Source organism: Streptomyces sp. NPDC026417, from assembly GCF_055567695.1.
The window spans coordinates 1-24182 of the sequence record NZ_JBVHPY010000022.1 but is presented as its reverse complement, the minus strand read 5'-3'; the positions used below and the strand labels follow the sequence as shown (position 1 = coordinate 24182).

Annotated in this window: 25 protein-coding genes; 16 read left to right on the top strand and 9 right to left on the bottom strand. The window is 70.1% G+C overall.

Annotated features, from left to right (window positions below):
• The first annotated feature begins 224 nt into the window (after window positions 1-224).
• From pstS to pstB, 4 genes are all read left to right on the top strand, one after another.
• Window positions 225-1355, top strand: coding sequence for a phosphate ABC transporter substrate-binding protein PstS (pstS, locus tag ACZ4NT_RS29810; RefSeq protein WP_121402127.1), 1131 nt, complete (start codon window positions 225-227; stop codon window positions 1353-1355).
• A 100-nt stretch (window positions 1356-1455) separates the two neighbouring features.
• The gene (gene pstC / locus ACZ4NT_RS29805) at window positions 1456-2463 is read left to right on the top strand and encodes a phosphate ABC transporter permease subunit PstC (RefSeq protein ID WP_121402126.1); all 1008 of its coding nucleotides are present in this window, start codon (window positions 1456-1458) and stop codon (window positions 2461-2463) included.
• Entirely contained in the window at window positions 2460-3524 is a 1065-nt protein-coding gene (gene pstA, locus ACZ4NT_RS29800; protein ID WP_467728360.1) for a phosphate ABC transporter permease PstA, read from the top strand. Before pstC ends, pstA begins: the two co-directional genes overlap by 4 nt.
• 46 nt (window positions 3525-3570) lie before the next feature.
• Window positions 3571-4347 (top strand): phosphate ABC transporter ATP-binding protein PstB, encoded by a 777-nt coding sequence (pstB, locus tag ACZ4NT_RS29795; protein WP_121404651.1) that lies wholly within the window; start codon window positions 3571-3573, stop codon window positions 4345-4347.
• A 148-nt stretch (window positions 4348-4495) separates the two neighbouring features.
• Here the strand turns inward: pstB and ACZ4NT_RS29790 are convergent, their stop codons facing one another.
• Together ACZ4NT_RS29790 and ACZ4NT_RS29785 are read right to left on the bottom strand one after the other, a co-directional pair.
• Window positions 4496-5494: an inorganic phosphate transporter gene (locus tag ACZ4NT_RS29790; protein WP_121402124.1), complete on the bottom strand. Its 999-nt coding sequence runs from the start codon at window positions 5492-5494 to the stop codon at window positions 4496-4498.
• Between the two features lie 7 nt (window positions 5495-5501).
• Window positions 5502-6122, bottom strand: coding sequence for a DUF47 family protein (locus ACZ4NT_RS29785; RefSeq protein ID WP_121402123.1), 621 nt, complete (start codon window positions 6120-6122; stop codon window positions 5502-5504).
• Between the two features lie 236 nt (window positions 6123-6358).
• On the opposite strand from ACZ4NT_RS29785, the gene ACZ4NT_RS29780 reads away from it, so the two are divergent.
• Window positions 6359-6715 (top strand): metal-sensitive transcriptional regulator, encoded by a 357-nt coding sequence (locus ACZ4NT_RS29780; protein ID WP_121402122.1) that lies wholly within the window; start codon window positions 6359-6361, stop codon window positions 6713-6715.
• 21 nt (window positions 6716-6736) lie between these two features.
• Here ACZ4NT_RS29780 and ACZ4NT_RS29775 read toward each other — a convergent pair whose 3' ends face one another.
• Together ACZ4NT_RS29775 and ACZ4NT_RS29770 are read right to left on the bottom strand one after the other, a co-directional pair.
• Window positions 6737-6928 (bottom strand): hypothetical protein, encoded by a 192-nt coding sequence (locus ACZ4NT_RS29775; RefSeq protein WP_121402121.1) that lies wholly within the window; start codon window positions 6926-6928, stop codon window positions 6737-6739.
• 119 nt (window positions 6929-7047) lie between these two features.
• Window positions 7048-7884 carry an SCO4651 family lipoprotein gene (locus ACZ4NT_RS29770; protein ID WP_467728416.1) on the bottom strand — a complete coding sequence of 279 codons (837 nt, stop codon included), beginning with the start codon at window positions 7882-7884 and terminating at the stop codon, window positions 7048-7050.
• A 121-nt stretch (window positions 7885-8005) separates the two neighbouring features.
• Between ACZ4NT_RS29770 and ACZ4NT_RS29765 the strand changes: the two genes are divergently transcribed.
• Both ACZ4NT_RS29765 and ACZ4NT_RS29760 read left to right on the top strand, forming a co-directional pair.
• Window positions 8006-8173, top strand: coding sequence for a hypothetical protein (locus ACZ4NT_RS29765; protein WP_183116812.1), 168 nt, complete (start codon window positions 8006-8008; stop codon window positions 8171-8173).
• Window positions 8174-8377: 204 nt separating this feature from the next.
• On the top strand, window positions 8378-9946 hold the full coding sequence (locus tag ACZ4NT_RS29760; protein ID WP_467728359.1) for an FAD-binding oxidoreductase: 1569 nt from the start codon (window positions 8378-8380) through the stop codon (window positions 9944-9946).
• Between the two features lie 42 nt (window positions 9947-9988).
• On the opposite strand, the gene ACZ4NT_RS29755 is transcribed toward ACZ4NT_RS29760, so the two are convergent.
• The 4 genes from ACZ4NT_RS29755 to ACZ4NT_RS29740 form a co-directional block, all read right to left on the bottom strand.
• Window positions 9989-10693, bottom strand: coding sequence for a phosphatase PAP2 family protein (locus tag ACZ4NT_RS29755; protein WP_467728358.1), 705 nt, complete (start codon window positions 10691-10693; stop codon window positions 9989-9991).
• 219 nt (window positions 10694-10912) lie between these two features.
• The gene (locus ACZ4NT_RS29750) at window positions 10913-11920 is read right to left on the bottom strand and encodes a bifunctional lytic transglycosylase/C40 family peptidase (protein ID WP_183116926.1); all 1008 of its coding nucleotides are present in this window, start codon (window positions 11918-11920) and stop codon (window positions 10913-10915) included.
• A 268-nt stretch (window positions 11921-12188) separates the two neighbouring features.
• Window positions 12189-12953 carry a trypsin-like peptidase domain-containing protein gene (locus ACZ4NT_RS29745; RefSeq protein WP_121402117.1) on the bottom strand — a complete coding sequence of 255 codons (765 nt, stop codon included), beginning with the start codon at window positions 12951-12953 and terminating at the stop codon, window positions 12189-12191.
• 87 nt (window positions 12954-13040) lie between these two features.
• Window positions 13041-13487, bottom strand: a complete 447-nt coding sequence (locus tag ACZ4NT_RS29740; RefSeq protein ID WP_121402116.1) for an ATP-binding protein — start codon at window positions 13485-13487, stop codon at window positions 13041-13043.
• A gap of 204 nt (window positions 13488-13691) precedes the next feature.
• Between ACZ4NT_RS29740 and ACZ4NT_RS29735 the strand changes: the two genes are divergently transcribed.
• The 9 genes from ACZ4NT_RS29735 (at window position 13692) to ACZ4NT_RS29695 (ending at window position 23434) form a co-directional block, all read left to right on the top strand.
• A complete protein-coding gene (locus ACZ4NT_RS29735; protein WP_467728357.1) occupies window positions 13692-14537 on the top strand; it encodes a helix-turn-helix domain-containing protein in 846 nt (281 codons plus the stop codon).
• 10 nt (window positions 14538-14547) lie between these two features.
• Complete coding sequence (locus ACZ4NT_RS29730) at window positions 14548-14913, top strand: DUF397 domain-containing protein (protein WP_467728356.1); 366 nt, start codon at window positions 14548-14550, stop codon at window positions 14911-14913.
• The gene (bla, locus tag ACZ4NT_RS29725) at window positions 14907-15812 is read left to right on the top strand and encodes a class A beta-lactamase (protein WP_467728415.1); all 906 of its coding nucleotides are present in this window, start codon (window positions 14907-14909) and stop codon (window positions 15810-15812) included. Before ACZ4NT_RS29730 ends, bla begins: the two co-directional genes overlap by 7 nt.
• A gap of 414 nt (window positions 15813-16226) precedes the next feature.
• Entirely contained in the window at window positions 16227-16535 is a 309-nt protein-coding gene (locus tag ACZ4NT_RS29720) for a hypothetical protein (RefSeq protein ID WP_099503752.1), read from the top strand.
• A gap of 185 nt (window positions 16536-16720) precedes the next feature.
• A complete protein-coding gene (locus tag ACZ4NT_RS29715; RefSeq protein ID WP_467728355.1) occupies window positions 16721-17563 on the top strand; it encodes a hypothetical protein in 843 nt (280 codons plus the stop codon).
• Window positions 17553-18872 (top strand): hypothetical protein, encoded by a 1320-nt coding sequence (locus tag ACZ4NT_RS29710; RefSeq protein WP_467728354.1) that lies wholly within the window; start codon window positions 17553-17555, stop codon window positions 18870-18872. The genes ACZ4NT_RS29715 and ACZ4NT_RS29710 overlap by 11 nt, the downstream gene beginning before the upstream one ends.
• A gap of 14 nt (window positions 18873-18886) precedes the next feature.
• Entirely contained in the window at window positions 18887-20428 is a 1542-nt protein-coding gene (locus tag ACZ4NT_RS29705; protein WP_121404647.1) for an SCO6880 family protein, read from the top strand.
• Window positions 20429-20442: 14 nt separating this feature from the next.
• Window positions 20443-21867 (top strand): ATP-binding protein, encoded by a 1425-nt coding sequence (locus ACZ4NT_RS29700; RefSeq protein ID WP_121402112.1) that lies wholly within the window; start codon window positions 20443-20445, stop codon window positions 21865-21867.
• A gap of 73 nt (window positions 21868-21940) precedes the next feature.
• Complete coding sequence (locus tag ACZ4NT_RS29695) at window positions 21941-23434, top strand: type IV secretory system conjugative DNA transfer family protein (RefSeq protein WP_467728353.1); 1494 nt, start codon at window positions 21941-21943, stop codon at window positions 23432-23434.
• Between the two features lie 67 nt (window positions 23435-23501).
• Here ACZ4NT_RS29695 and ACZ4NT_RS29690 read toward each other — a convergent pair whose 3' ends face one another.
• Window positions 23502-24047, bottom strand: coding sequence for a GNAT family N-acetyltransferase (locus ACZ4NT_RS29690; RefSeq protein ID WP_467728352.1), 546 nt, complete (start codon window positions 24045-24047; stop codon window positions 23502-23504).
• Between the last annotated feature and the right edge of the window lie 135 nt (window positions 24048-24182).

The following is a 24182-nucleotide window of genomic DNA, read 5'->3' as shown; positions in this document are numbered from 1 at the left end:
CGAGTTGTCCGAAACCGGCCCGTGTCCTCGACGTGAGCGTTCCGTGACCTCACCGCACCGCCCTCAGGGGTTCACCCCCCGTTCACTCACGCCAGTCGGCGGCTTCACCTGTTCTGCCTAATTTCGGCCTTACCCGGTGCGGAGCGCTTGCTGGACGAGGCGCCCGCATACACCGACTTCGCGCGCCGCCAAGTGTGGGCGGCTCCTGGAAGGAACTCCCGAAAGTGAAGCTTCAGCGCAAGAACCGGCTTCGCGCCCTCTCCCTCGGTGCTGTCGCCGTCTCCGGCGCCCTGGCCCTCACGGCGTGCGGCTCGGACGACACCGGCAAGAGCACCGACGGCGGCAACTCGGCCACGGCCGGCAACAGCGCCATCAAGTGCGACGACGCCAAGGGACAGCTGCAGGCCTCCGGGTCTTCCGCGCAGAAGAACGCGATCGACGCCTGGATCAAGGCGTACTCCGCCTCCTGCAAGGGCGTGCAGATCAACTACAACCCGACGGGCTCGGGCGCCGGCATCACGGCGTTCACCCAGGGCCAGACGGCCTTCGCCGGCTCCGACTCGCCGCTGAAGCCCGAAGAGGTCACCGCCGCCAAGAAGGCCTGCGCGAACAACGCGGCCATCGACCTCCCGATGGTCGGCGGCCCGATCGCGGTCGGCTACAACGTCCCGGGCGTCGACAGCCTGACCCTGGACGCCGCCACGCTGGCCCAGATCTTCGACGGCAAGATCACCAAGTGGAACGACGAGGCGATCGGCAAGCTGAACCCCGACGCCAAGCTGCCGAGCACCAAGATCCAGACGTTCCACCGCTCGGACGACTCCGGCACCACGGACAACTTCACCAAGTACCTGAAGGCCGTCGCGCCCTCCGACTGGAAGTACTCGGGCGGCAAGGCTTGGCAGGCCAAGGGCGGCCAGTCCGCGCAGGGCTCCTCCGGCCTGGCCCAGCAGGTGAAGCAGACCGAGGGCGCCATCTCCTACTTCGAGCTCTCCTACGCCGGTGACGGCATCGGCACCGTCGACCTGAAGACCGAGGCCAGCGAGCCCGTCAAGGCCACCGTGGAGAACGCCACCAAGGCCATCGCCACGGCCAAGGTCGCCGGCACCGGCAAGGACCTGGCGCTGGAGCTGAACTACAAGCCGACCGAGGAGGGCGCCTACCCGCTCACCCTGGTCACGTACGAGATCGTCTGCGAGAAGGGCAACAAGGCCGACACCCTGGCCGCCACCAAGTCCTTCCTCACCTACATCGCGAGCGAGGCCGGACAGCAGCAGCTGGCCGACGCCAAGTACGCGCCGATCCCCGACGAGATCATCACGAAGGTCCGCGACACCATCTCGGGCCTGAGCTGACCTGAGTGTGCGGCCCGCCTCCCCGAGGCGGGCCGCACCGTCCGGTGCACCGCCGCCTGGAGCCGCCACCCGATCCGGCTCCGCAGACCGGAGAATCCTGATGGACATATCGACACGTACCGCAGAGGCGCCGCCCCCTGCCCCCCAACGTTCCGCGGCCGAGCGGAAGAACGCCGCCCGCGGCGCCACCCGCCCCGGAGACCGGATCTTCCTCGGTCTCTCCCGCGGGTCCGGCATCTTCCTCCTGGTGATCATGGCCGCCATCGCGGCCTTCCTCACCTACCGTGCGACCCTCGCGATCAGTGAGGACCACGGCAACTTCTTCACCACCTTCGAGTGGAACACCAACCTCACCCCGCCGGTCTTCGGCATCGCGGTGCTGGCCTTCGGCACGGTCGTCTCGGCGATCATCGCCATGGCCCTCGCGGTCCCGGTCGCGGTGGGCATCGCGCTGTTCATCACGCACTACGCGCCGCGCAAGCTCGGCGGCACCATCGCGTACGTGATCGACCTGCTCGCCGCCGTCCCGTCCATCGTGTACGGCCTCTGGGGCGCCCTCGTCCTCGTACCGCACATGAACGGCCTCTTCGGCTGGCTCGACCACTACTTCGGCTGGACCGGCATCTTCGAGTGGCAGGGCGGCGCCCCGCGCTCCATGCTCACCGTCGGCATCCTGCTCGCGATCATGATCCTGCCGATCATCACCAACGTGAGCCGCGAGGTCTTCCGCCAGGTCCCGCGAATGCACGAGGAGGCCGCGCTGGCCCTCGGCGCCACGCGCTGGGAGGTCATCCGCATGTCGGTGCTGCCCTTCGGCCGCTCCGGTGTGATCTCCGCCTCGATGCTCGGCCTCGGCCGCGCGCTCGGCGAGACGATGGCCGTCGCCACGGTGCTCTCCCCGACCTTCGACATCAACGCCAGCCTGCTCGACCCGGGCGGCGGCACCTTCGCCCAGAACATCGCCAGCAAGTTCAGCGAGGCGACCGAACTGGGGCAGGACGCGCTGATCGCCTCCGGTCTCGTCCTGTTCGTCATCACGCTGGTGGTCAACGGCGCGGCGCGCATGATCATCAACCGCCGCAAGGAGTACTCGGGGGCCAACGCATGAGCCACGCACCCGTCACCGACAAGCGCCCGAGCACCCTGCGCGGCGCACGCCTGCCGAAGTGGTCCCCCTGGGGGATCGCCGCGGGCTCCGTCGCCCTCGCGGTGGGCATCGGCCTGGCCGGCGGCCTCGACAGCCGCGTCCAGTGGGGCCTGATCGCCGCCCTCCTGTTCGTCCTCGGCACCTACGCCATCGCGGCCCGCGTCGAGGGCCGCCGCCAGGCCAAGGACCGCGTCGCCACCAGCCTCGTCTGGGTCTGCTTCCTGATCGCCGTCATCCCGCTGGCCTCCCTGATCTGGGAGACCGCCAAGCGCGGCATCAAGGTCTTCGACGTCTACTTCCTGACCCACTCCATGGGCGTGGTCGCCGACACCGAGCCCGGCGGCGGTATCTACCACGCCATCCTCGGCACCCTGGAGCAGGTCGGCATCGCCACCCTGATCGCCGTGCCGGTCGGTGTCCTCACCGCGATCTACCTGGTCGAGTACGGGCGGGGCGGGCTCGCCAGGGCCGTCACCTTCTTCGTCGACGTCATGACGGGCATCCCGTCGATCGTCGCCGGCCTCTTCGTCCTCAGCTTCTGGATCCTGATCCTGGACATGGGCTACTCCGGTTTCGCCGGTTCGCTCGCCCTGGCCATCCTGATGATGCCCGTGGTGGTCCGCTCCACGGAGGAGATGCTCAAGCTCGTCCCGAACGAGCTGCGCGAGGCCTCCCTCGCGCTGGGCGTGCCGAAGTGGCGCACCATCATCAAGGTGGTCCTGCCCACCTCCATCGGCGGCATCATCACCGGTGTGATGCTCGCGGTGGCGCGCATCACGGGCGAGACCGCGCCCGTACTGCTGCTCGTGTGGGGTACCGGGTTCATCAACAGCAACCCCTTCAAGGACCCGCAGGCCTCGCTGCCGCTGTACATCTACCAGCAGTACGCGAACAGCGCCGGCTCCGGCGCCGCCTACGACCGGGCCTGGGCGGCGGCACTCGCCCTCATCGCCTTCGTCATGATCCTGAACCTCGCGGCCCGCGGCATCGCCCGCTGGAAGGCCCCGAAGACGGGCCGCTGACGCGGCCATCAGCGACCCGAATCCCGTGAAAGAAGCAGTGATCCACATGGCCAAGCGAATCGACGTGAGCGGTCTGACCGCTTACTACGGCGCCCACAAGGCGATCGAAGACATCTCGATGACGGTCGAGCCGCGCTCGGTGACGGCCTTCATCGGCCCCTCCGGCTGCGGCAAGTCGACCTTCCTGCGCACCCTGAACCGCATGCACGAGGTCACCCCCGGCGGCCGGGTCGAGGGCAAGGTCCTCCTGGACGACGAGGACCTCTACGGGCAGGGCATCGACCCGGTGGCCGTACGCCGCACGGTCGGCATGGTCTTCCAGCGCCCCAACCCCTTCCCCACGATGTCGATCTTCGACAACGTGGCGGCCGGCCTGCGCCTGAACGGTTCCTACAAGAAGTCCGAACTGAACGACGTGGTCGAGAAGTCCCTCCGGGGCGCCAACCTCTGGAACGAGGTCAAGGACCGCCTCAACAAGCCCGGCTCGGGCCTCTCCGGAGGTCAGCAGCAGCGCCTGTGCATCGCCCGCGCCATCGCGGTCGAGCCCCAGGTCCTCCTCATGGACGAGCCCTGCTCGGCCCTCGACCCGATCTCCACCCTCGCCATCGAGGACCTGATCGGGGAGCTGAAGGAGCGGTTCACGATCGTCATCGTGACGCACAACATGCAGCAGGCCGCCCGCGTCTCCGACCGCACCGCCTTCTTCAACCTGGCCGCGGTCGGCCGACCCGGCAAGCTCGTCGAGATAGACGACACGGAGCGGATCTTCTCCAACCCCTCCGTCCAGGCCACCGAGGACTACATCTCCGGCCGCTTCGGCTAGGCCGCACCCCCCAGCCCCTCGCGGTGCTGCATGGCGGTGCCACCGCGAGGACACAGAAAGCGGGCCCTTCCCCGAGTCGGGGAAGGGCCCGCTTGCTGTGGTCCCCGGCCGGTCCGGCGCGACGGAGGCCGCGCGGGAGCGGAACCCGCTACAGCACCGCCACGTTCACGATCCAGAAGCTCACCGCGGCCACGACGGCAGCCGCCGGCATCGTGATGAACCACCCCAGGATGATGTTCTTGGCGACACCCCAGCGCACGGCGTTCACCCGCTTCGTCGCGCCCACGCCCATGATCGCGGACGTGATGACGTGCGTCGTCGAGATCGGCGCCTTGAAGAGGTAGGCCGTCGCGAACATGATCGACGCACCGGTCGTCTCCGCGGCGAAGCCCTGCGGCGGATCGAGCTCGATGATCTTCCGTCCGAGCGTCCGCATGATGCGCCAGCCACCGGCGTAGGTGCCCAGCGACAGCATCGCCGCACAGACGATCTTCACCCAGACCGGGATCGGGTCGCCCGGACCCTGCACATCGGCGATGACCAGCGCCATCACCACGATGCCCATCGTCTTCTGCGCGTCCTGGAGGCCGTGGCCGAGCGCCATACCGGCCGCCGACACGGTCTGCGCGATCCGGAAGCCGCGCTTGGCCTTGTGCGGGTTGGACCGCCGGAACAGCCACATGATCGCGGTCATCACCAGGTAACCCGCGATGAGACCGACCACCGGCGACACGAACATCGGGATGATGACCTTGTCGAGCACGCCGTGCCAGTAGACCGCCGTACCGCCGGCCAGCGCCGCGCCGACCATGCCGCCGAAGAGGGCGTGCGAGGACGACGACGGCAGGCCGAAGTACCAGGTGATCAGGTTCCAGGTGATCGCACCGACGAGTGCCGCGAAGAGGATGCCCATCCCCTTCGAGCCCTCGGGCGTCTGGATCAGCCCCTCACTGACCGTCTTGGCGACCCCGCTGCCGAGGAACGCACCCGCGAGGTTCATCACCGCGGCCATGGCGAGCGCCGCCCGCGGGGTCAGCGCCCGCGTCGACACCGACGTGGCGATGGCGTTCGCCGAGTCGTGGAAGCCGTTCGTGTACGTGAATCCGAGCGCGACCCCGATGGTCACGATCAGTGCAAAGGTGTCCATGAAGGGGTCAGGACTCCTTGACGGCGATGGTCTCCACCGTGTTCGCCACGTGCTCGAACGCGTCCGCCGCTTCCTCCAGCACATCCACGATCTGCTTGAGCTTCAGCACCTCGATGGCCTCGTACTTGCCGTTGAAGAGGTGGGCGAGCAGCTTGCGGTGGATCTGGTCGGCCTGGTTCTCGAGGCGGTTGACCTCGATCCAGTACTCGGTCAGGTTGTCCATGGTCCGCAGGTGCGGCATGGCCTCGGCGGTCAGTTCCGCCGCGCGGGCCAGTACCTCGATCTGCTGCTCCACTCCCTTGGGGAGCTCCTCGACCTGGTACAGCACGACCAGGTCGACGGCCTCCTCCATGAAGTCCATGATGTCGTCGAGGGACGAGGCGAGGTTGTAGATGTCCTCGCGGTCGAACGGCGTGATGAACGAGGAGTTCAGCTGGTGGAAGATCGCGTGCGTGGCGTCGTCACCGGCGTGTTCCGCGGCCCGCATACGCTCTGCGATCTCGGCCCGGGCGGAGGAGTCCGCCCCGAGCAGTTCCATGAGGAGCTTCGAGCCCGTGACGATGTTGTCCGCGGATGCGGCGAACATGTCGTAGAAGCTCGTCTCCCTGGGGGTCAGACGAAAGCGCACGTGGGGTCCTCGGGGTCCTTTTGTTTCGGTCAGGCTGATGCTAGGCGCATCATCCGGCCACGGCTAACCGGCCGTCCCCCAGTGTCGCCCATCGGGCACAGTGCTCCGCACGGGGTCCCGGTCCCGGCGCCGGGCAAGGGCCACATACCCGGTGAAGTTCGATACCATATACCCACCAGGGGTATATGTAAGCGGCGAACCAGACAGGTTTGCCTCCGGAACACCAGGAGGACGCGATGACGACCACCGAGGCCGGCGCGACGGCGCCCTCCGGCCAGCCGCAGGAGACCGTCACGGACCACGACCGGGGTGTGCACGGGTACCACAAGCAGAAGGACGAGCACCTCAAGCGCCTGCGCCGCATCGAGGGACAGATCCGCGGCCTGCAGCGCATGGTCGACGAGGATGTCTACTGCATCGACATACTCACCCAGGTCTCCGCCTCGACCAAGGCCCTGCAGTCCTTCGCGCTCCAGCTCCTGGAGGAGCACCTGCGCCACTGCGTCGCGGACGCGGCCGTCAAGGGCGGCGCCGAGGTCGACGCGAAGGTCGAGGAGGCCACCAAGGCCATCGGCCGCCTGCTGCGCACCTGACCGCACGGGCTCCGGCGGGCGTCAGGCCTGGGCGCGCGCGTCCCGGCCGCGCGAGCGCTCCTCGGCGACCTTCAGCACCTCGTCGATGCTCTCGAGGCTGAGCCGGTCCTCGTCGGCGGCCGACGCGGCGATGATCAGCTCTCCGCACAGCTCGATCTCGGCGAGGGCCACGTGGTCCTGAACTGCCGTACCGCCGCCCGGAGCCACGTGCATCACCTCTTTCTGCCGTCACCGACTTCCTAGAGTAGGGAGCGGCCTACACAACGCGCATGGCACCAACGGACCATTTCCGGCCCCGCACATTCCGGCCTGTCCCCTCCCGCCACGATGCCCTACGGCTCGGCGATCCGGCCGGCGAAGATGTCTGCGGACCCCGGCAGCGTCACGTCCACGGGGACCCCGAAGTCGTAGAGCAGAGTCGTCGAGGCGACGGCGACCGCGTCCTTCCGCGGGCCGTTGACGAAGCTGAACCGGTGCCGGACCTTGCGGATGCGTCCCTGGTCGTCCAGGTAGGCGTCGAAGGGCACCTTGACCGTGGCGAACCCTTTCGCGGCGGCCTTCAGCGCCTGCCGGTGCCCGTCGGAGGCGCTCGCGGCGGCGACGCCGAGATCGGCGGTGCCGCGGTAGTGCCGGACCGGTGTCCCGGCGACCTCGGTCCGGCCGACGTACGAGGCCGTGCGCGTCCCGCGCAGCAGCTCGGCCGCGGCGAACGGGTCGGTCGCGCCGCCGGTCACCAGATTCCCGTCGGAGAGCCCTGCCGTGTCGACACGCACCCACTTGTCGGCGGGCACCCCGGCACCGCGGTTCTTCATGAACAGGGCTCCGGGGGCGAGGAGTTCGGTGATGGGACGGTGTTCGGCCGTGCCCGCCGGGTCCTGAGGCAGCATCACCTTCAGCCGCCCCAGCCGTCCCTCGAAGTCGTACACCCCCTCGCCGCGGATGGTGACGCGGGTACCGCCGGTCGCCATCTCCATCGACGTACGCGCCTTGGAACTGCCCGCCCGCACCAGCGCACCGGCCGACCGCTGGAGCACCCGCACGGCCTCGGCGCCGGTACGCCCGTCCTCCGCGACCGCTCCGCCGCCCGAACATCCCGTCCCGCAGACCGCGACCCCGAGCGCGGCGACGACGGCGACCGCCGGTCCGGTCCGCCTGTGCTCCCGCTCCACCATCGCCTGCCTACCCCCAAGCCGGTCCATCCGTCACGGGCCCCTGCCCCGCTTAACGACCGGTGCCAGTCCCCGTCACGCGTACTCCGGCCGTTCACTTGCCTTGGGTAACGTTGTCGGCGTGGCGCAGCAGAACGACGTGGACGCTCCCCGGGAACACCGCACGACGACGGTCGAACAAGGCCGCTTCTGCCTGGCCCGCTGCACCTGCGGCTGGCGCGGCCCGGCAAGAAGAGCCCGCAGCCTGGCGAGGACGGACGCGACGACGCACGCGGAGGGTCCCGCCTAGCACCGGGCCGAGCCGTCTCAGCCCGTCCGGCGCTTGAGGACGAGCGCGCGGCGCGATGGGGGTCCGGGGGCGCAGCCCCCGAACGGGACGGGAAGGGGCGGAGGGGGCGAAAAGCACCCCCTCACCGGCGCCCGTACGTCCCCGCATGGAACCCCCGGCCCCGCCACCCCGTCTCGTCCCCAGGGAGCCAACGGGAGGGGCAACATGCACCGGCGCACATTCATAGGCGGAGCCACCGCCGCACTGGCGGCGACGACGACCACCGCATGCAGCGGCGACGACGGCACCCCGAGCGGCAGCCCGGCGAAGGACACCCCCGCCCCCGGCGGGACCACGACCCCGGCCACCCACGCCGCAGCCGCCCCCGCCGCCGACTGGACCGCCCTGTCCAAGGACCTGGACGGCACCCTGATACGCCCGGGCGACGGCTCCTGGCCGGCCGCCCACCAGCTCTACAACACCCGCTTCGACTCCCTGAAGCCCGCCGCAGTCGCCTACGCGGCCCACGCCGACGACATCCGCACCGCCCTCTCCTACGCCCGCGTCCACCACATCAAGGTCTCGATACGCAACGGCGGCCACTCCTACGCCGGCTGGTCCTCCGGCAACGGCCGGCTCGTCCTCGACGTCTCGAAGCTGAGCCGGATCCGCGTCTCGTCCGGCGAGGCCGTCGTCGGCGCCGGCGCCAAGCTGATCGACGTGTACCGCGCGCTCGCCGCGAAGGGCGTCACCGTCCCCGCCGGCTCCTGCCCGACCGTCGGCATCTCGGGCCTGACCCTCGGCGGCGGTCACGGCGTCGTCTCCCGCGCCTACGGTCTGACCTGCGACAGCCTCACCGGTGCGACGCTGATCACGGCCGCGGGCAAGCGGCTCACCGTGAGCGCCACGGAGCACAAGGACCTCTTCTGGGCCCTGCGCGGCGCGGGCAACGGCAACTTCGGCGTCGTCACCGAACTGCGCTTCAGGACCCACCCGGCGCCGCAGAGCGTGACGGCGTACATGTCCTGGCCGTGGTCCAGGGCCGCCGCCGTGGTGAAGGCCTGGCAGGAGTGGGGGCCCGACCAGCCGGACGAGATCTGGTCCTCCTGCCACCTCGGGAACGCGCCGGGCGGCACCCCGACGGTCTCCGTCTCCGCGTTCTCCCTGGGCACGTACGGAGAACTGCAGAACGCCGTGGACCGGCTGGCCGACCGGATCGGCGCCCCCGCCCGCAGCGTCTCGCTCAAGCGGCGCTCGTACGAGGACTCGATGGAGGTGTACGCAGGCTGTTCGGCGTTCGCCGACGACGCCCAGTGCCACCTCCCGGGCACGACGCCGGGCCGCGCCCCCCGGGGCGCCCTGGGCCGCGAGACCTATGCGGCCCGCTCGGACTTCTTCGACCGGTCGATCCCCTCGGCCGGGATCCAGACCCTGCTCCACCAGATGTCGGGGGTGCGCGGCGGCTCCGGCAGCATCGCGCTCACCGCGCTCGGCGGTGCGGTGAACCGCGTCGCGCCCACCGCGACGGCCTTCGTCCACCGCCGCTCACGGATGCTGGCCCAGTACATCGCCTCGTGGCGGGCGGGCACCTCCGGTGGCACGGCGCAGGCCTGGCTGGACACCGCCCACCGGGCGATGGGCCCGCATGCCTCGGGCGCCGCCTATCAGAACTACACCGACCCGACCCTGACGAACTGGCGCAAGGCCTACTACGGCGACGCGGCCACCCGCCTCACGGCGCTGAAGAAGCAGTACGACCCGGACCGCTTCTTCAGCTTCCCGCAGGCCCTCTAGGGCTCCCGGGGCCCGGGCCCCCCGCGTCCACCGAAGTGGGCGTCAGGCCGCCAGATCCCGGTCCTCGGGGCGCTCCGTCAGCGATGTCCCGGGGACGAGGGCGTCCCGCTCGGCGGGCCCCGCTCCACGGGCGCGGACCAGCCGCCCGGCCCGCGGGGACCGCTCCACCGCCCGGACGAGGGGCGTCAGCAGCGCCATGGCGAGCGGCGAGAGCAGCAGGGCGACCGCCGTGCCGAGCGCGAATCCGCCGACGACGTCCGTCGGGTAGTGCACACCCATGTAGACCCGGCAGAAGCCTTCGAGGAGCGCGAGCCCGATGCCGGCGAGGCCGAACTTCCGGTTCGCGACGAAGAGCCCGACGCCCATCGCCATCGTCAGGGTGGCGTGGTCGCTGACGAAGGAGAAGTCGTTCTTGCCGTCGACCAGGACGTCGAGTCCCCGGTGGTCGACGAAGGGCCGCGGGCGCTCCACGAAACCCCTTATCGGCACGTTCACCAGGACGGCGATACCCGCCGCCAGCGGGGCCCAGAGCAGCGCGGCCACCGACGGGGCGGCGTTCTCCCCGCCGCGCCGCCGCACACCCCACCAGCACCACAGCACGAGCAGCACCATGGCGAGGAGCAGCCCGTACTCGCCCACGAACTCCATGCCGCGGTCGAACCAGTGCGGGGCGTCCTTGGCCAGGCCATTGATGTCGTAGAGCAGGCTGACGTCGGGGTTGGAACCGGAATCGGCGAGTCCAGCCATGGTGCTGAGGCCCCTTCGTCGTCTTCTTCCGCGACCGCACACATTCGTGCGCCGCTCGGTGCCACCCCCGTGAAACCGCGATCCGCTTGCTGGACACGCGTCACCTCAACAGGAACGCACAGTCCCCTCCACTACGTTCCACCCTCCACCGAATGATCACGCAGACGTTATCGAAGAGAGATCCATCGCCGCAGCTCAGGGGGTGGTTTCCGACGGGTTTCAGACCGCCGTGGGGAGTGCTTTCGCGCCATCTTCGGTCACCCGGGTCGCTCCGAAGTAATCGGGGGTGTCGACGGGGTCGAAGCGGATCACCGCCCCCGTCCGCGGCGCGTCGATCATGTACCCGCCACCCACGTAGATCCCCACGTGCCGGATGGTCCGCGAATTGGTCAGGTCGTCCGAGAAGAAGACCAGGTCCCCCGGCAGCAGCTCCTCACGGCTGGGATGCGGCCCGGCGTTGTACTGGTCGTTGGCGACCCGCGGCAGGGTGATGCCCACGCTCTCGTACGCGGCCTTGGTCAGCCCGGAGCAGTCGAACCGTCCGCCCTGGTCGGCGGTGCCGTTGCCACCCCAGAGATACGGGGTGCCGAGCTTCTTCTGCGCGTAGTAGATGGCCCCGGCGGCCTGCTTCGACGGATCCACCCGAGCCACCGGGGCAGCGAAGCTCTTCTCCAGGGTGGTGATCGTCTTCACGTAGTTCTGGGTTTCCTTGTACGGCGGCACGCCTCCGTATTTGATGACCGCGTACGCGCCCGCGTTGTACGCGGCGAGCATGTTCTCGGTCGGGTTCCCCGGGGCGTCCTTCACGTACGAGGCGAGCTTGCAGTCGTACGACGCCGCCGACGGAATCGCGTCCTTCGGGTCCCAGACGTCCCGGTCCCCGTCCCCGTCGCCGTCGAGGCCGTGCGTGGCCCAGGTGCCGGGGATGAACTGCGCTATCCCCTGGGCCGCCGCCGGACTCTTGGCCCGCGGATTGAAGCCGCTCTCCTGGTACAACTGGGCAGCCAGCAAGGCGGGATTGATCGCGTCGCACAGGTTGCCCCACTTCCTCACTAGGGACTGGTACGCGGCTGGCACGGCGCCCTTGGCAAGCCCCACCGAGCCCGCGCCCGCTCCGCCGGCGAGGTTCCCGGCGACCAGGTACACACCGACGACGAGCAGCATCACCATGCTCAGTCCGGCCCCGACGGCAGCGGTCGCCAGGATCAACGCCTTACGCACCGTCAACCGCCCCTCACCGCACAGGAGTCCGCCGACGTCAGTGTAGAGGTGGTCCCGCCGCCGCGGGATGATCACGCACCAGAGGAACTCGCACGTGGCGGGGCGGCCGGGGCTCCCGGCTCGGGCCGGTGGCAACCCGTCGGCCACACAAGACTGTTACGCGCCAAACACGGCACCGGCACCGCCGGCCGCAGGTCGGCCGGCTCCGACTTCCCCCGCGCGGGTCACGGGTCGGTGGTCGCCGACCGCAGGTCGGCCGGCTCCCCTGCGCGGGTCACGGGTCGGTGGTCGCCCTGCGGTAGAGCGCCGCCGCCTCCGGGCCCAGAACGACGCTGTACGAGACGTCCGCCGTGTCGCCGCCCTCCTCGTGGCCGCCGATCACGCCGACGACCTGCCCCTCGCCGTTCACCCAGGGGCTGCCGCTCGTGCCACCCGTGAAGTCCGGGCACTCGATGCGCTGCTGGGTGGCGCTGTGGGCCGTCGGCCTGTTCGTGCACGTGATCGGCACCTCGCGGGACCTGGGATATCCGCGGACCGTCACGGGGGTCGCCCCGGTGCTCCGCCCGGTGGCCAGGGGGTTGCCGCCGACCACGTCCTCGACGGCCCGTCCCGTCTTGTCGCCCACGACGGCGAACGCCAGGTCGCCGTCCTCGTCCCGGTCCCGCTTCCAGGCGTCGGTGACGTACGTCTTCCCGACCTCCCAGACGCCGTACGGCGTCCGGCCGTCCCGGTAGCCGGGCGCGAACCGGAACGGGCCGCCGCCGTCCAGGCAGTGCGCGGCCGTGACGATCAGGTTCCGTCCCTCGCTGTGCACCACGGAGGCCGTGCAGAAGTGACCGCCCTCCAGCTCGCCCGTGCCGTCGAATACGGCGCCCACCCGGTCGCCCGGCAGCCCCGCCGCGGCCTCCTCGGTCGTCCCGAGCCGCCCGGCACCGTCGTCCGCGGCCGCCACCGAGGACGTGGTGGCGGTCAGCAGCAGGACCACGGCGGACAGAACGTGCCGCCGTGGGCTCCCGGAACGAGTGCTGCGCCGCTTCACCCATCCACTGTGGCCCACGGCCCCGGAAAAATCTCCGGGACCCGGTGTACAAAGGCCTGTACGACCTCAGTAAGGCCCACGAGGCGCTCACGCCCCTGACACGCCGGACCGTGCGCACTCCGCCCACAGCAGCTTCCCGCCCTTCGAGGCCCCCAGCTCCCGCAGCACGGACACGCCCCACGCGTCCGCGCAGGCCCGCACGAGATGCAGGCCCCGGCCGTTCTCCGCGTCCCCCGGCGGCGGACCGCCGGGAGCGCCCGTCCGGAAGCCGGCCGGGACCCGCGGATCGCTGTCCCACACCGCGACCACCAGGCGGTCCGGCTCGGCCGACCGCACCCGCAGCGCGTACGGGCCGCTGGTGTGCAGGTGCGCGTTGGTGAGCAGTTCGGCGGCCAGCAGCTCGGCGGTCGGCGTCAGCTCGGTGAGCCCGTGGGCGGCCAGCACGGTGCGCAGGGTGGCGCGGGCGATGCCGGGGGCACGGGGATCGTGCGGGAGGTGCAGGGTGTAGTCCCACGACGGAGATACGGTTGCCATCGGAAGTCTCCCGGTTCGGAGGGGAGTTGGGTGGTTTGGCTACGTTGCCCAGTGACCGTGGCCGCTCCGTCGAGCGGGGTGCTTCTGGGTGAGGGGCCCAGAAACCAAAGTAGCGGTCGCGAGTGAAGGTGTTTACCGAATGGCATTTACCACCTTCACTGCCACTCTTGTGAGTGAACAGCGGTACCAGGAGGCATCAAAGCCGTGAGGACCAACCCGACGGGTCGTCAGCTCCGTTTCGGCACGGAACTGCGCAAACTCCGTGAGCGCGCGGGCCTGACCTCGACCGAGGCGGGTCAACTCATGGGAATCAAGCAGGCCCAGGTGAGCAACATGGAGGCCGGACGCGTGGGCGTGAGCGCCGAGCGTGTCCGGATCCTCGCCTGCCACTACGACTGCTCGGACAGGGCCCTCGTCCAAGCCCTCAGTGAGATGACCACCGAACGCGGGCGGGGCTGGTGGGAGGAGTACCGGGAGATCCTGCCTGCCGTGCTCCTGGACCTGGCTGAGGTCGAGCACCACGCCACGATGCTGCGCACAGCCGTCACGGTGCACATCCCCGGCCTGTTCCAGACCACCGACTACGCTCGCGAGATCTTCCGCCAAGACGTACCCGAGATGTCACCCCCCGACATCGAGCACCGGGTGTCATTCCGCGTGAAACGGCAGGCCGTCCTCTATCGGGACACTCCGCCCCCGCATCAGGCGATCATCCACGAGGCCGCGCTCCGCATGAAGTTCGGCGGCCCCTCCGTGACCCGCGTACAGCTGAAGCACCTCCTGGACATGAGCGAACGGCCGCACATCACCGTCCACGTGATCCCCTTCGACGCCGGGACCTTCCCCGGTTCGGGCCAGTCGATCTACTACTCCAAGGGCCCTGTGCCGCAGTTGGACACCGTGAACCTCGACCAGTCGCACGGTCCCGCGTTCCTCGACTCCGAGGCCCAGCTCGACAAGTACCGCGTCCTGCTCGACCGTATGGAAGCCACGGCGTTGGCCCCCGCGCAGTCGCGAGACTTCATCCACAAAGTCGTCCAGGACCTGTGAGGGAATCACGATGTCCACGCTCAACTGGCAGCGGTCGTCCTACTGCGCTCAAGGCAACTCCTGCGTCCACGTAGCCGCCGACCCCGCCGCCGGAACGATCCATCTCACCGAGAGCGGCGATCCCGCCGGCGCGATACTCACCACGACCCCCGGCAGCTTCCGCACCCTCCTGCGGGCCCTGAAAGCCCCCGGCACTCCCGTGAACGCGGGGATCGCGGCGGCCCCCGGGGACGGCGACCTCGTACGCCTCAGTGAAACCGGTGACCCCACGACCGTCGTCACTACCACTCAGGAGAAGTGGGACGCCTTCGTACGGGGCGTACGAGCGGGCGAGTTCGACCACTTCGCACAGGTACAGGAGGACGAGCAATCTTAGGATCGACGTCAACCCGCCGCACACTGCTCACGACAGCCGCCGCCTCCGCGGCGGCCCTCGCACTCCCGGCGGCCCCGGCGCACGCCGGCCCCCGCACCCGGGACCCGCAGGCCCGCCTGCGGGAGCTGGAGAAACGTCACGGCGCCAGGGTGGGCGCCTTCGCGCACAACCTGGCCACGGGGACGACAGCGCGGCACCGGGCCGGGGAGCGCTTCCCCATGTGCTCGGTGTTCAAGACACTGGCGGTCGCCGCCGTCCTGCGGGACCTCGACCGCGACGGCGAGACGCTCGCCAGGCGCCTGCACTACACGGCCGCCGACGTGGTGGCCGCCGGAGGCGGATCGATCACGGTCAAGCCGGAGAACGTGGCCGCCGGCATGACCATCGCCGAGCTGTGCGACGCGGCGATCCGCTACAGCGACAACCTGGCGGCCAACCTGCTCCTGCGGGAGCTCGGCGGACCCACCGCGGTCACCCGCTTCTGCCGCTCGGTCGGGGACCCGAAGACCCGGCTGGACCGCAGCGAGCCGGACCTGAACACGGCGGAACCGTGGCGCAGACAGGACACGACGACCCCGGCGGCGATCGCCCGCACCTACGCCCGCCTCACCCTGGGCAACGCCCTGGACGACGACGACCGCACCCGCCTGACCGCCTGGCTCCTCGGCAACACCACCAGCGCCAAGCGCTTCCACGAGGGCCTGCCCGACGACTGGTCGATCGCCGACAAGACGGGCACCGGCTCCCACGGCACCGCCAACGACGTGGGCATCGCGTGGACCCCGGAGGGCGTCCCCGTCGTCCTCGCCGTCCTCACCACCAAGCCCGCCCAGGACGCCACCCCCGACGACGCCCTGGTCGCGGCCACGGCCAAGGTCCTGGCGGACGCCGTCGCCTGAGACGTCGTCAAGAGGGTCCGCTCCCGCTGTCGTCGGTCTCCCCGTCCGGAGATAACCTCTGTATCGGACAGGCGCCGCCCGGAACGCGACGGGCGGGTTCCGTCCGCGCCGCGGACCGCCCGGGAGGGCCCCGAGGCGTAAAAGGGGTTAACGACAGAACCACACGACAGGTTCCGGTTCGCCTTCATTGCCCGGCGTGACCTGCCGTGATACACAGAGTGACCATACGACCCCTTGTCTTCCGTCCCGCGCTCCCGAGAGGGTGCCCCGCGGGGCGGAGGCGAGGGATTCGTACGAAACCCGCCAACCAATGACGTCAAGTCGACATACGACAGCGTCTTTGTCGGCGAGAATGAGCTGACCTCTGCGCAGCGGCAGGGGGTGGAGAACTACCCACAAGGGGCGGTGACTTACATGCTTTTCGCAGCCGAAAAGGGCGACATCACCACGATCATCGGCGGGATCGCTCCGGACTGGGGGCCCTTCGGCAGCCTGGGCAACGAGGCGAAGGTGATGATCGAGGTCGTGATGGCGGTCGCCATCCTGCTGTGCCTCGGCATCGCCATCTGGGGTGCCGCCAAGCAGCGGATCGGTGCGACGGCACTGCGCGACACCTTCAGCGCCGAACAGGGCAAGGGCCTCATCATCGCGGGCCTGACCGGGGTCTTCATCATCGGCTCCCTCGGCACGCTCTTCACCATCGTGTACGGCATGGCCGTCTAGGCCCGGCCGGGCGCGCCCGGTGCCCCTCCGACCCACCCGTCCGTCGTGCCCACCGGCTGAGGTTGCGTTTCCCTGATGTCCAGTCACCACACCGCGCCCGCGCGGGAACCAGCACGGCTACCGTCGTACTGCTACGCGTTTCGGTACGAGGCGTTTCGGTACGAGGTCGAGGGGGCGTGCGCGGCATGAGTCTCGGTGACGATCATGGTTACGGTGAGACCTCGCGCGGTGACGACGGCGGGTACGGCGGGTCCGGGCAGACCCGGACGCGGCTGCCGGACCGGGGCGGTGACGTCTACGGCGGTGCCCGGCGGGGCCGGTCCTCGTCCCGCAGCCTGATCACCGTCGTCGGTGTCGTCGTCCTCCTCATCGCGGCGATCGCCTTCGCGAACCGCGGCGAGGACGACGCGTCGTCCGGCGCGGACGGCGACAAGCCCGACGCGGCGGCGACGGCCGCGTCGGGGGAACGCCCGGTGCGGTCGAAGACGGGTGACATCCCGTCGGGGTACAGCCACAGCGAGCTGGGCGCACAGAGCGCCGGGGCGAACTACGCGGTCGCGCTGGGTTCCGACGGCATGTTCACCGCGGCCAAGCGGCACGAGATCGTGCAGGCCATCGCAGCCCCCTCCGCAGTGGACCGACTGCAGTCCGGCTTCGATGCGGACTACTCACCGGAGCTGTTCAAGAAGATCGGCCTCACGGAGAACGGCACGGCGCCCGCAGGCAACACGTTCGTCTACCGCACGCTGCCCGTAGGCACCAAGGTCACGTCCTCCAGCGACACAGCCGCCACCGTCGAGGTCTGGTGCAACAGCCTCTTCGGCCTTGCCGGCGAAAGCTCGACCAAGCCCGTGACCAGCAGCTGGTTCACCGTGACCATGAAGCTCAACTGGAACGGCGACTGGAAAGTCCTGGAAACCAGTCAGAAGACCGGCCCGACGCCGGTCAACGGAGACAATCCCGTCTCCGGAGCCGACGAGATCGGCAAGGCGGTCGAGGAGTTCGGAGGGTTCACGTATGCCCGGTAGCTCGCACCGCACGCTCAAGCTCACCGGCATCTTGTCGGCGGCGCAAGCCACGGCCGTACTTCTGGCGTCGAACGCCTACGCAGCTCCCACGCCCAAGCCCTCCGACGACCCCTGCTCTCTGATTGCGGGCCCCGCCAAGCAGTACTGCGAGCGCGGCGAGAGCGACAAGGGATCCACCGGTGGTGGGTCCAACGACCTCACCGCCACCCTCGACCCCCTCTCGTCCCTGGCGAAGGGCTGCGCCGACGCCGCCTCCTGGACCGTCGACAAGCTGTCGGAGGCCGTGAAGGAGACGGCGAACGTCGACTACACGAACCCCAAGTTCCTCCAGCAGTACGCCGTCGTGTTCGCGGCGTCGACGATCCTGACCCTGCTGCTGTGGCTGCTGGCGGTCGCGAAGCGGGCGGTGCGGGGCGTCCCGCTCACCACCGCCCTGTCGGAGGCGGTCGGCTTCCTCTGGCTGACGGTGCTCGCGTCGGCCTTCACCCCGCTGATCCTCTACACCGTCGTCTCGGCGACGGACGGCGTCAGCGACGTCCTCGCGAAGACGACCGGCAACCAGACCGACGCGTTCTTCGGCACGTTCTCCGAGGCCCTGGACAAGGGCGACGACATCGGCGGCGGCCCCATCATGCTGATGCTGGTGTCGCTGGTCTCCATCGTCGCCGCCGGCGTCCTCTACCTGGAGCTGTACCTCAGGGCCGTCCTGCTGTACGTCGGCGCCCTCCTCGGCGTCGTCGTCTACGCGGGCCTCGTCGACAAGAACCTCTGGGGCCACGTCCGCCGCTGGGCGGGCGTGATGATCGCGGTCATCCTCGTCAAGCCGGTGATCGTGATCGTCCTCGGCCTCGCCGGGGCCCTCGCCTCCGACGGCGGCCCCGACTCGATCGCCGCGATCGTGTCCGGACTCGCGATCATCCTGCTGGCCATCTTCGCCAGCGGCATGATCTACCGCTTCGTGCCCGGCTTCGGCGACGAGATCGCGAACTCCCGCAACAACCGCATCATGCAGGGCGCCGAGGGCAAGGCCGCGGCCGTGATGAGCTCGCCCGCCACCCTCGTCGCCCAGGGCATCAAGACCCACAGCACCCGAGCCGACCACGGCGGAGGCGGCGGCCAGTCGTCCACGCCCCGGCCAGCCAACCCCGCGAGCGGCGGTGTGGCCGCCCACAGCACGCGTACGCCCGCGGGAGGCGGCGGATCTGTCCCCTCCGCCGCACCCCCGCCGCGTACCAGCCCGGCCAACACCCCGCACGCAGGCAACACCCGCAACAGCAGTACCAACCGCACGGGAGGTGAAGGGCGTTGACGACCGAGTCCCACATGTCCCATCCGGTCACGCCCCGCCGTACATATCTGATCGGCCGCGCCCGGCCGAACGCGATCGTCGGCCGGAACCGCGAGTCGGGCGAGATCGCGCTCATCATCGTGGGCGCGTTCCTGGGCATGATGTGCGGGCTCCTCGTTCCCGTCCTCTCCCTGCGCATCGTGCTCCTGATGGGCTTCCCGCTGCTGGCGCTCGCCGCGGTGTACGTCCCGTACAAGCGGCGGACGTTCTACAAGTGGTTCGAGATCAACCGCAGCTACAAGCGCTCGCTCCGCCGCGGGACCGCCTACCGGTCCAACGTCATGGAGGCCGGCACGCGGATCGACGGGCGCGAGATCGAGATCGGCCCGCCGCCGGGCATCGGCCGGATCAACTGGCTGGCGGCCCCCTTCGGACCGGACGAGATCGCCGTACTCCTGCACGCCGACCGGCGTACGGTGACGGCCGCGATCGAGATCGAGGGCCCGGGCGTCGGCCTGCGGGACAGCGAGGACCAGGAGGCCCTCGTCGACCGCTTCGGGACCCTGCTGAAGCACGTCGCGAACGGCGACGGCTTCGTCACCAGGATCCAGATGCTCGCCCGTACCCTCCCCGCCGACCCGGACGCCCACGCCAAGGACGTCGCCACCCGCGGCGACGACCGGGCCCCCGGCTGGCTCCAGCAGTCGTACGACCAACTGCAGTCGATGGTGTCCACGAGCAGCGAGCAGCACCGCGCGTACCTCGTGGCCTGCATGCACTACTCCCGCGAGCTCGCCGCAGAGGCCCAGGCCATGGCGCGCGCGGTCCGGCCGCACGGCGGACGCAAGCTCGACCGGGACGCCGGGCTCGCCGTCGTCATGGCCCGCGAGCTGACGGACATCTGCTCCCGGCTCCAGGAGGCCGACATCCGCGTACGGCAGCCGCTCGGCCAGGGCCGCCTCGCCTCACTCGTGCACTCCATGTACGACCCGGACCACCCGATCGACCACATCCAGGCGATGACGAAGCGCAACGCCTGGCCGGCCGAACTGGACGCGATGGAGCCGACGTACCTCCAGGCGAAGACCCGCGAGTCCTCCACCCGCGCCCCCTGGTGCCACGCCACGGCCTGGGTGAAGGAGTGGCCGATGACCCCCGTCGGCGTCAACTTCCTCGCCCCGCTGCTGGTCCACACCCCGGACGTCATCCGGACCGTCGCCGTGACGATGGACCTCGAACCCACCGAGGTCGCCATCGAGCGGATGCTGACCGAGAAGACGAACGACGAGGCCGAGGCCAGCCGCGCCGCCAAGATGAACCGGACCGTGGACCCGCGCGACATCGCCTCCCACAACCGGCTCGACCAGCGCGGCGAGGACCTCGCGAGCGGTGCCGCCGGCGTGAACCTCGTCGGCTACATCACGGTCTCCTCCCGCACCCCCGAGGCACTCGCCCGCGACAAGCGGACGATCCGCGCCTCGGCCGGCAAGTCGTACCTGAAGCTGGAGTGGTGCGACCGCGAGCACCACCGCGCCTTTGTGAACACACTGCCGTTCGCCACCGGAATCCGCAGGTAGGGGCTGATGCACTGATGCGGGATCCGCTCTCCGTCCTCACGGACGCCTTCACGTCCTTCCTCTTCGGCAAGGTCGAGACGACCCGCCTCCCGGTGCGTACGTCGACGGGCCAGGCCCAGGCGGTCTACCTGCCGACCGCCGCACCGGGCCTCGGCGACTCCGGCGTGATCATCGGGCGCGAGGTGTACTCCGGCAAGGGCTACATCTACGACCCCTTCCAGCTGTACGGCCAGCAGCTGCCGGCCCCGCACTGGCTGGTGCTCGGCGAGTCCGGCAACGGCAAGTCGGCGCTGGAGAAGACCTACGTCATGCGCCAGCTGCGGTTCCGCGACCGGCAGGTCGTGGTGCTCGACGCCCAGGGCGAGGACGGCGTCGGCGAGTGGAACCTCATCGCGGAGGAGCTGGGCATAACCCCCATCCGCCTCGACCCGACGGCCGCCCTGGACATGGGCATCCGGCTCAACCCGCTCGACCCGGCGATCACCACGACCGGGCAGCTCGCGCTGCTCCGGACGATCATCGAGGTCGCCATGGGCCACAGCCTCGACGAGCGGTCCGGCTTCGCCCTGAAGGTCGCGCACGCCTACGTGAACGAGACGATCGTCGAGCGCCAGCCGGTGCTCACCGACATCGTCGAGCAACTGCGCCACCCCGAGCCGGAGTCGGCCGAGGCGATGAACGTCGCCATAGACGACGTACGGGCCTGGGGCCTCGACGTCGCCCTGGTCCTGGACCGGCTCGTCGACGGTGACCTGCGCGGCATGTTCGACGGCCCGACGACGGTCGGCATCGACCTGGACGCCCCGCTCATCGTCTTCGACCTGTCCCACATCGACCGCAACTCGATCGCGATGCCCATCCTGATGGCCATCGTGGGTGTGTGGCTGGAGCACACGTGGATCCGGCCCGACCGGAAGAAGCGCATCTTCCTCGTCGAAGAGGCCTGGCACATCATCAACAGCCCCTTCGTCGCCCAGCTCTTCCAGCGTCTGCTGAAGTTCGGGCGACGGCTGGGCCTGTCCTTCGTGGCGGTGGTCCACCACCTGTCCGACGTGGTGGACGGAGCCGCCGCCAAGGAGGCCGCGGCGATCCTGAAGATGGCCTCGACCCGGACCATCTACGCCCAGAAGGCGGACGAGGCCCGGATGACGGGCCGGGTCCTCGGACTGCCGCGGTGGGCGGTCGAGATCATCCCGAGCCTCACACCCGGCATCGCGGTCTGGGACGTCAACGGCAACGTCCAGGTGGTCAAGCACCTGATCACCGAGACGGAACGGCCGCTCGTCTTCACCGACCGTGCGATGACCGAGTCCTCCGAGGACCACCTCGCCCACGACGCCCTGCGCGCCGCGGAACTGGAGGCCGAGGAACGGGCGGCGGCCTTCATGGAGCAGCACCTGAACGACCTCGACGGCTCGTCCGAGTCCACGGTGGCATGAACGACGGCACGACCGGTGCCGGGAGACGGCGTACGTACGACGCCGGCACCAGACGCGAGAACGGCGGCGTGAGATGAGACGGGACGAGCGCGCCCACCGCCCGGAGGGCGACGGAGGCATTCCCGACGGGCTGTTGGTCGGGATCCTCGCCTTCCTCCTCGGAATGACCCTGATGGTGTGGACGGCCACGGGACTGGCCGGGCTGTTCACCCACGGCGTCTGGCCGGACGGGGTCACCTTCGGCCGTACGCCCCTGGCCATGCGCCATCTGATCGGCCGCCCGCACGACATCCCCGGCGCCTGGCCGGACACCCCCGGGGGCCAGCTCTCCGGCTACGGCCTGTTCTGGGGCCTGTTCATCGGCCAGTTGATGGTGCTGCTGGTCCTCACGGTCTTCGTCATGGGCACGGTGGCCCGCTGGAAAGCGGGAAGACCCGGCCGCGCCGGACGGAAAGGGTCCACGGCGGCCGCGGCGGAGCCACGGGAGCGGGCCCAGCGGGCGGACGCCCGGGAGACGGCTCCGGCCGCACCGACGACGGCCCTGGAACAGACCGCCCGGGCGGACGAACCGGAGAACTCCCCATCGGCGGCAGCCCGGCCACCGGCCTGGCAGACACCCCTGACCCCGGTGGTCCCCCCGCAGCGCGGTCCCGTCGTCCTCGGCCCCCCGGACACCCGCCATCCCCTCGCCGTCCAGGCGGTGCGCGACGCGGAGGGCCCGGTCCTGGTCGTCACGTCCAGCCCGGCCGTCTGGTCGGAGACCAAGGACGCCCGGGCCAAGCTCGGCCCGGTCCTCCTCTACGATCCGACACACCTGTGCGACACCCCGGCCCGCCTCCACTGGTCCCCCCTCGCCGGCTGCCAGGACAGGGCCACGGCCACGGCACGGGCCGCCGCCCTCCTCGCCCCCGTACGCCCCGGCGCCAAGGTGGACCAGGCGATGGCCGATGTGGCGGAGACGCTGCTGCGGAGCTATCTGCACGCGGCCGCGGTGGAGGGCAGCGCCTTCCGCCACGTCCACCGCTGGGCCCAGGGCAACCAGGTCCAGGACGCCGTACGCGCCCTCCGCACGAACCCGAAGGCAGCCGCCGGCTCGGCGGGTGAGCTGGAGGCGGCACTCACCTCGCATCCGGAACGCAGGGACATCGCCCACGAGTTGACCGCCCGCGCCCTCTCGTCGCTCTTCACGGTCAACGTCCGGGAGGCCTGCACTCCCAACCGAACTGATGCACTCACCTTGGATTCCTTCGTCAACGAAGGGGGCACGCTTTATGTGGTCGGTGAACCCATCGAGGACCCGAAGGCGAACCCCGGCGCGATGCCGCTCCTGACGGCCCTCGCCTCAAGCGTGGTCGAGCGTGGCCGGCGCATGGCCGAACGGTCATCCTCCGGTCGCCTCGACCCACCACTCACCCTCGTCCTGGACGACGTGGCGGCGGTCGCCCCGCTCCCCCAGCTCCCGGAGCTGCTCACCGGCGGAGCGGACCGGGGACTGCCCACGCTGGCCCTGCTGCGCAGTCAGGAACAGAGCCGTTCCCGCTGGCCGCAGTACGACCTGCCGGTCTGAGGACCGCCGGGCCGCGCCCCCTTCGCTTCCGCTCCCTGCGTTTCGGTATCCCTTCGCGCCGGCGTCCTCAGGCACGCTCGATGGCGAACTCCAGCTCCAGCTCGCCGCTGTCCCCCGGCATGGACGTCGTCATGCCCGTCGGCACGAATCCCGCCTTGCGGTAGGCGGCGGCCGCACGGGAGTTGCGCTCGTGGACGAACAGCCGCACCCGCTCCAGGCCGAGCCCCCAGGACCACTCCAGAGCCGCTTCGAGAAGCGCCCCGATCAGCCCGTTCCCCCGTCGTCCGGACCGTACGTACACCCCGACCACGTGTCCCTGCGCCTGCTCGACCACGCCTCCGAAGGGATCCTGCGCCCCGGCCTGCTCGACCAGTACGGTCACGGAGCCGGCCCACTCCCCGTCCGGCCCTTCGGCGACGAACTGCTGCCGCTCCTTGGTGCCTTCGGCGGCACCGGCGGCCCGCTCCTGCCAGAACGAGTCGGGCCGCGCGGCGGCGTCCTCGTACGTCTCCAGGAAGGCGATGGGAGCGTCGGGGTCCTGGAGCGCGTCGAGCCGGAGCTCCTTCACGGCCCGCCACTCGTCGGCACGAATCGACCGGATCACATGGTTCATGCCGGTCACGGTAGTGCCGGCCCGTCCGGAGCGGAAACGATTTCTGTACAACGCAGAAAACCCCCGTACCGGTATCCCCGGTACGGGGGTTCTCTCACAATTTGTTCGGCGGCGTCCTACTCTCCCACAGGGTCC

What these genes read in the sequence shown, in the direction of transcription:
- pstC (WP_121402126.1), top strand. Translation starts at nt 1,456, where the DNA reads ATGGACATATCGACACGTACCGCAGAGGCGCCGCCCCCTGCCCCCCAA.
- pstA (WP_467728360.1), top strand. Translation starts at nt 2,460, where the DNA reads ATGAGCCACGCACCCGTCACCGACAAGCGCCCGAGCACCCTGCGCGGC.
- pstB (WP_121404651.1), top strand. Translation starts at nt 3,571, where the DNA reads ATGGCCAAGCGAATCGACGTGAGCGGTCTGACCGCTTACTACGGCGCC.
- ACZ4NT_RS29790 (WP_121402124.1), bottom strand. Translation starts at nt 5,494, where the DNA reads ATGGACACCTTTGCACTGATCGTGACCATCGGGGTCGCGCTCGGATTC.
- ACZ4NT_RS29780 (WP_121402122.1), top strand. Translation starts at nt 6,359, where the DNA reads ATGACGACCACCGAGGCCGGCGCGACGGCGCCCTCCGGCCAGCCGCAG.
- ACZ4NT_RS29775 (WP_121402121.1), bottom strand. Translation starts at nt 6,928, where the DNA reads ATGCACGTGGCTCCGGGCGGCGGTACGGCAGTTCAGGACCACGTGGCC.
- ACZ4NT_RS29760 (WP_467728359.1), top strand. Translation starts at nt 8,378, where the DNA reads ATGCACCGGCGCACATTCATAGGCGGAGCCACCGCCGCACTGGCGGCG.
- ACZ4NT_RS29755 (WP_467728358.1), bottom strand. Translation starts at nt 10,693, where the DNA reads ATGGCTGGACTCGCCGATTCCGGTTCCAACCCCGACGTCAGCCTGCTC.
- ACZ4NT_RS29740 (WP_121402116.1), bottom strand. Translation starts at nt 13,487, where the DNA reads ATGGCAACCGTATCTCCGTCGTGGGACTACACCCTGCACCTCCCGCAC.
- ACZ4NT_RS29730 (WP_467728356.1), top strand. Translation starts at nt 14,548, where the DNA reads ATGTCCACGCTCAACTGGCAGCGGTCGTCCTACTGCGCTCAAGGCAAC.
- ACZ4NT_RS29720 (WP_099503752.1), top strand. Translation starts at nt 16,227, where the DNA reads ATGCTTTTCGCAGCCGAAAAGGGCGACATCACCACGATCATCGGCGGG.
- ACZ4NT_RS29715 (WP_467728355.1), top strand. Translation starts at nt 16,721, where the DNA reads ATGAGTCTCGGTGACGATCATGGTTACGGTGAGACCTCGCGCGGTGAC.
- ACZ4NT_RS29710 (WP_467728354.1), top strand. Translation starts at nt 17,553, where the DNA reads ATGCCCGGTAGCTCGCACCGCACGCTCAAGCTCACCGGCATCTTGTCG.
- ACZ4NT_RS29705 (WP_121404647.1), top strand. Translation starts at nt 18,887, where the DNA reads ATGTCCCATCCGGTCACGCCCCGCCGTACATATCTGATCGGCCGCGCC.
- ACZ4NT_RS29700 (WP_121402112.1), top strand. Translation starts at nt 20,443, where the DNA reads ATGCGGGATCCGCTCTCCGTCCTCACGGACGCCTTCACGTCCTTCCTC.
- ACZ4NT_RS29695 (WP_467728353.1), top strand. Translation starts at nt 21,941, where the DNA reads ATGAGACGGGACGAGCGCGCCCACCGCCCGGAGGGCGACGGAGGCATT.
- ACZ4NT_RS29690 (WP_467728352.1), bottom strand. Translation starts at nt 24,047, where the DNA reads ATGAACCATGTGATCCGGTCGATTCGTGCCGACGAGTGGCGGGCCGTG.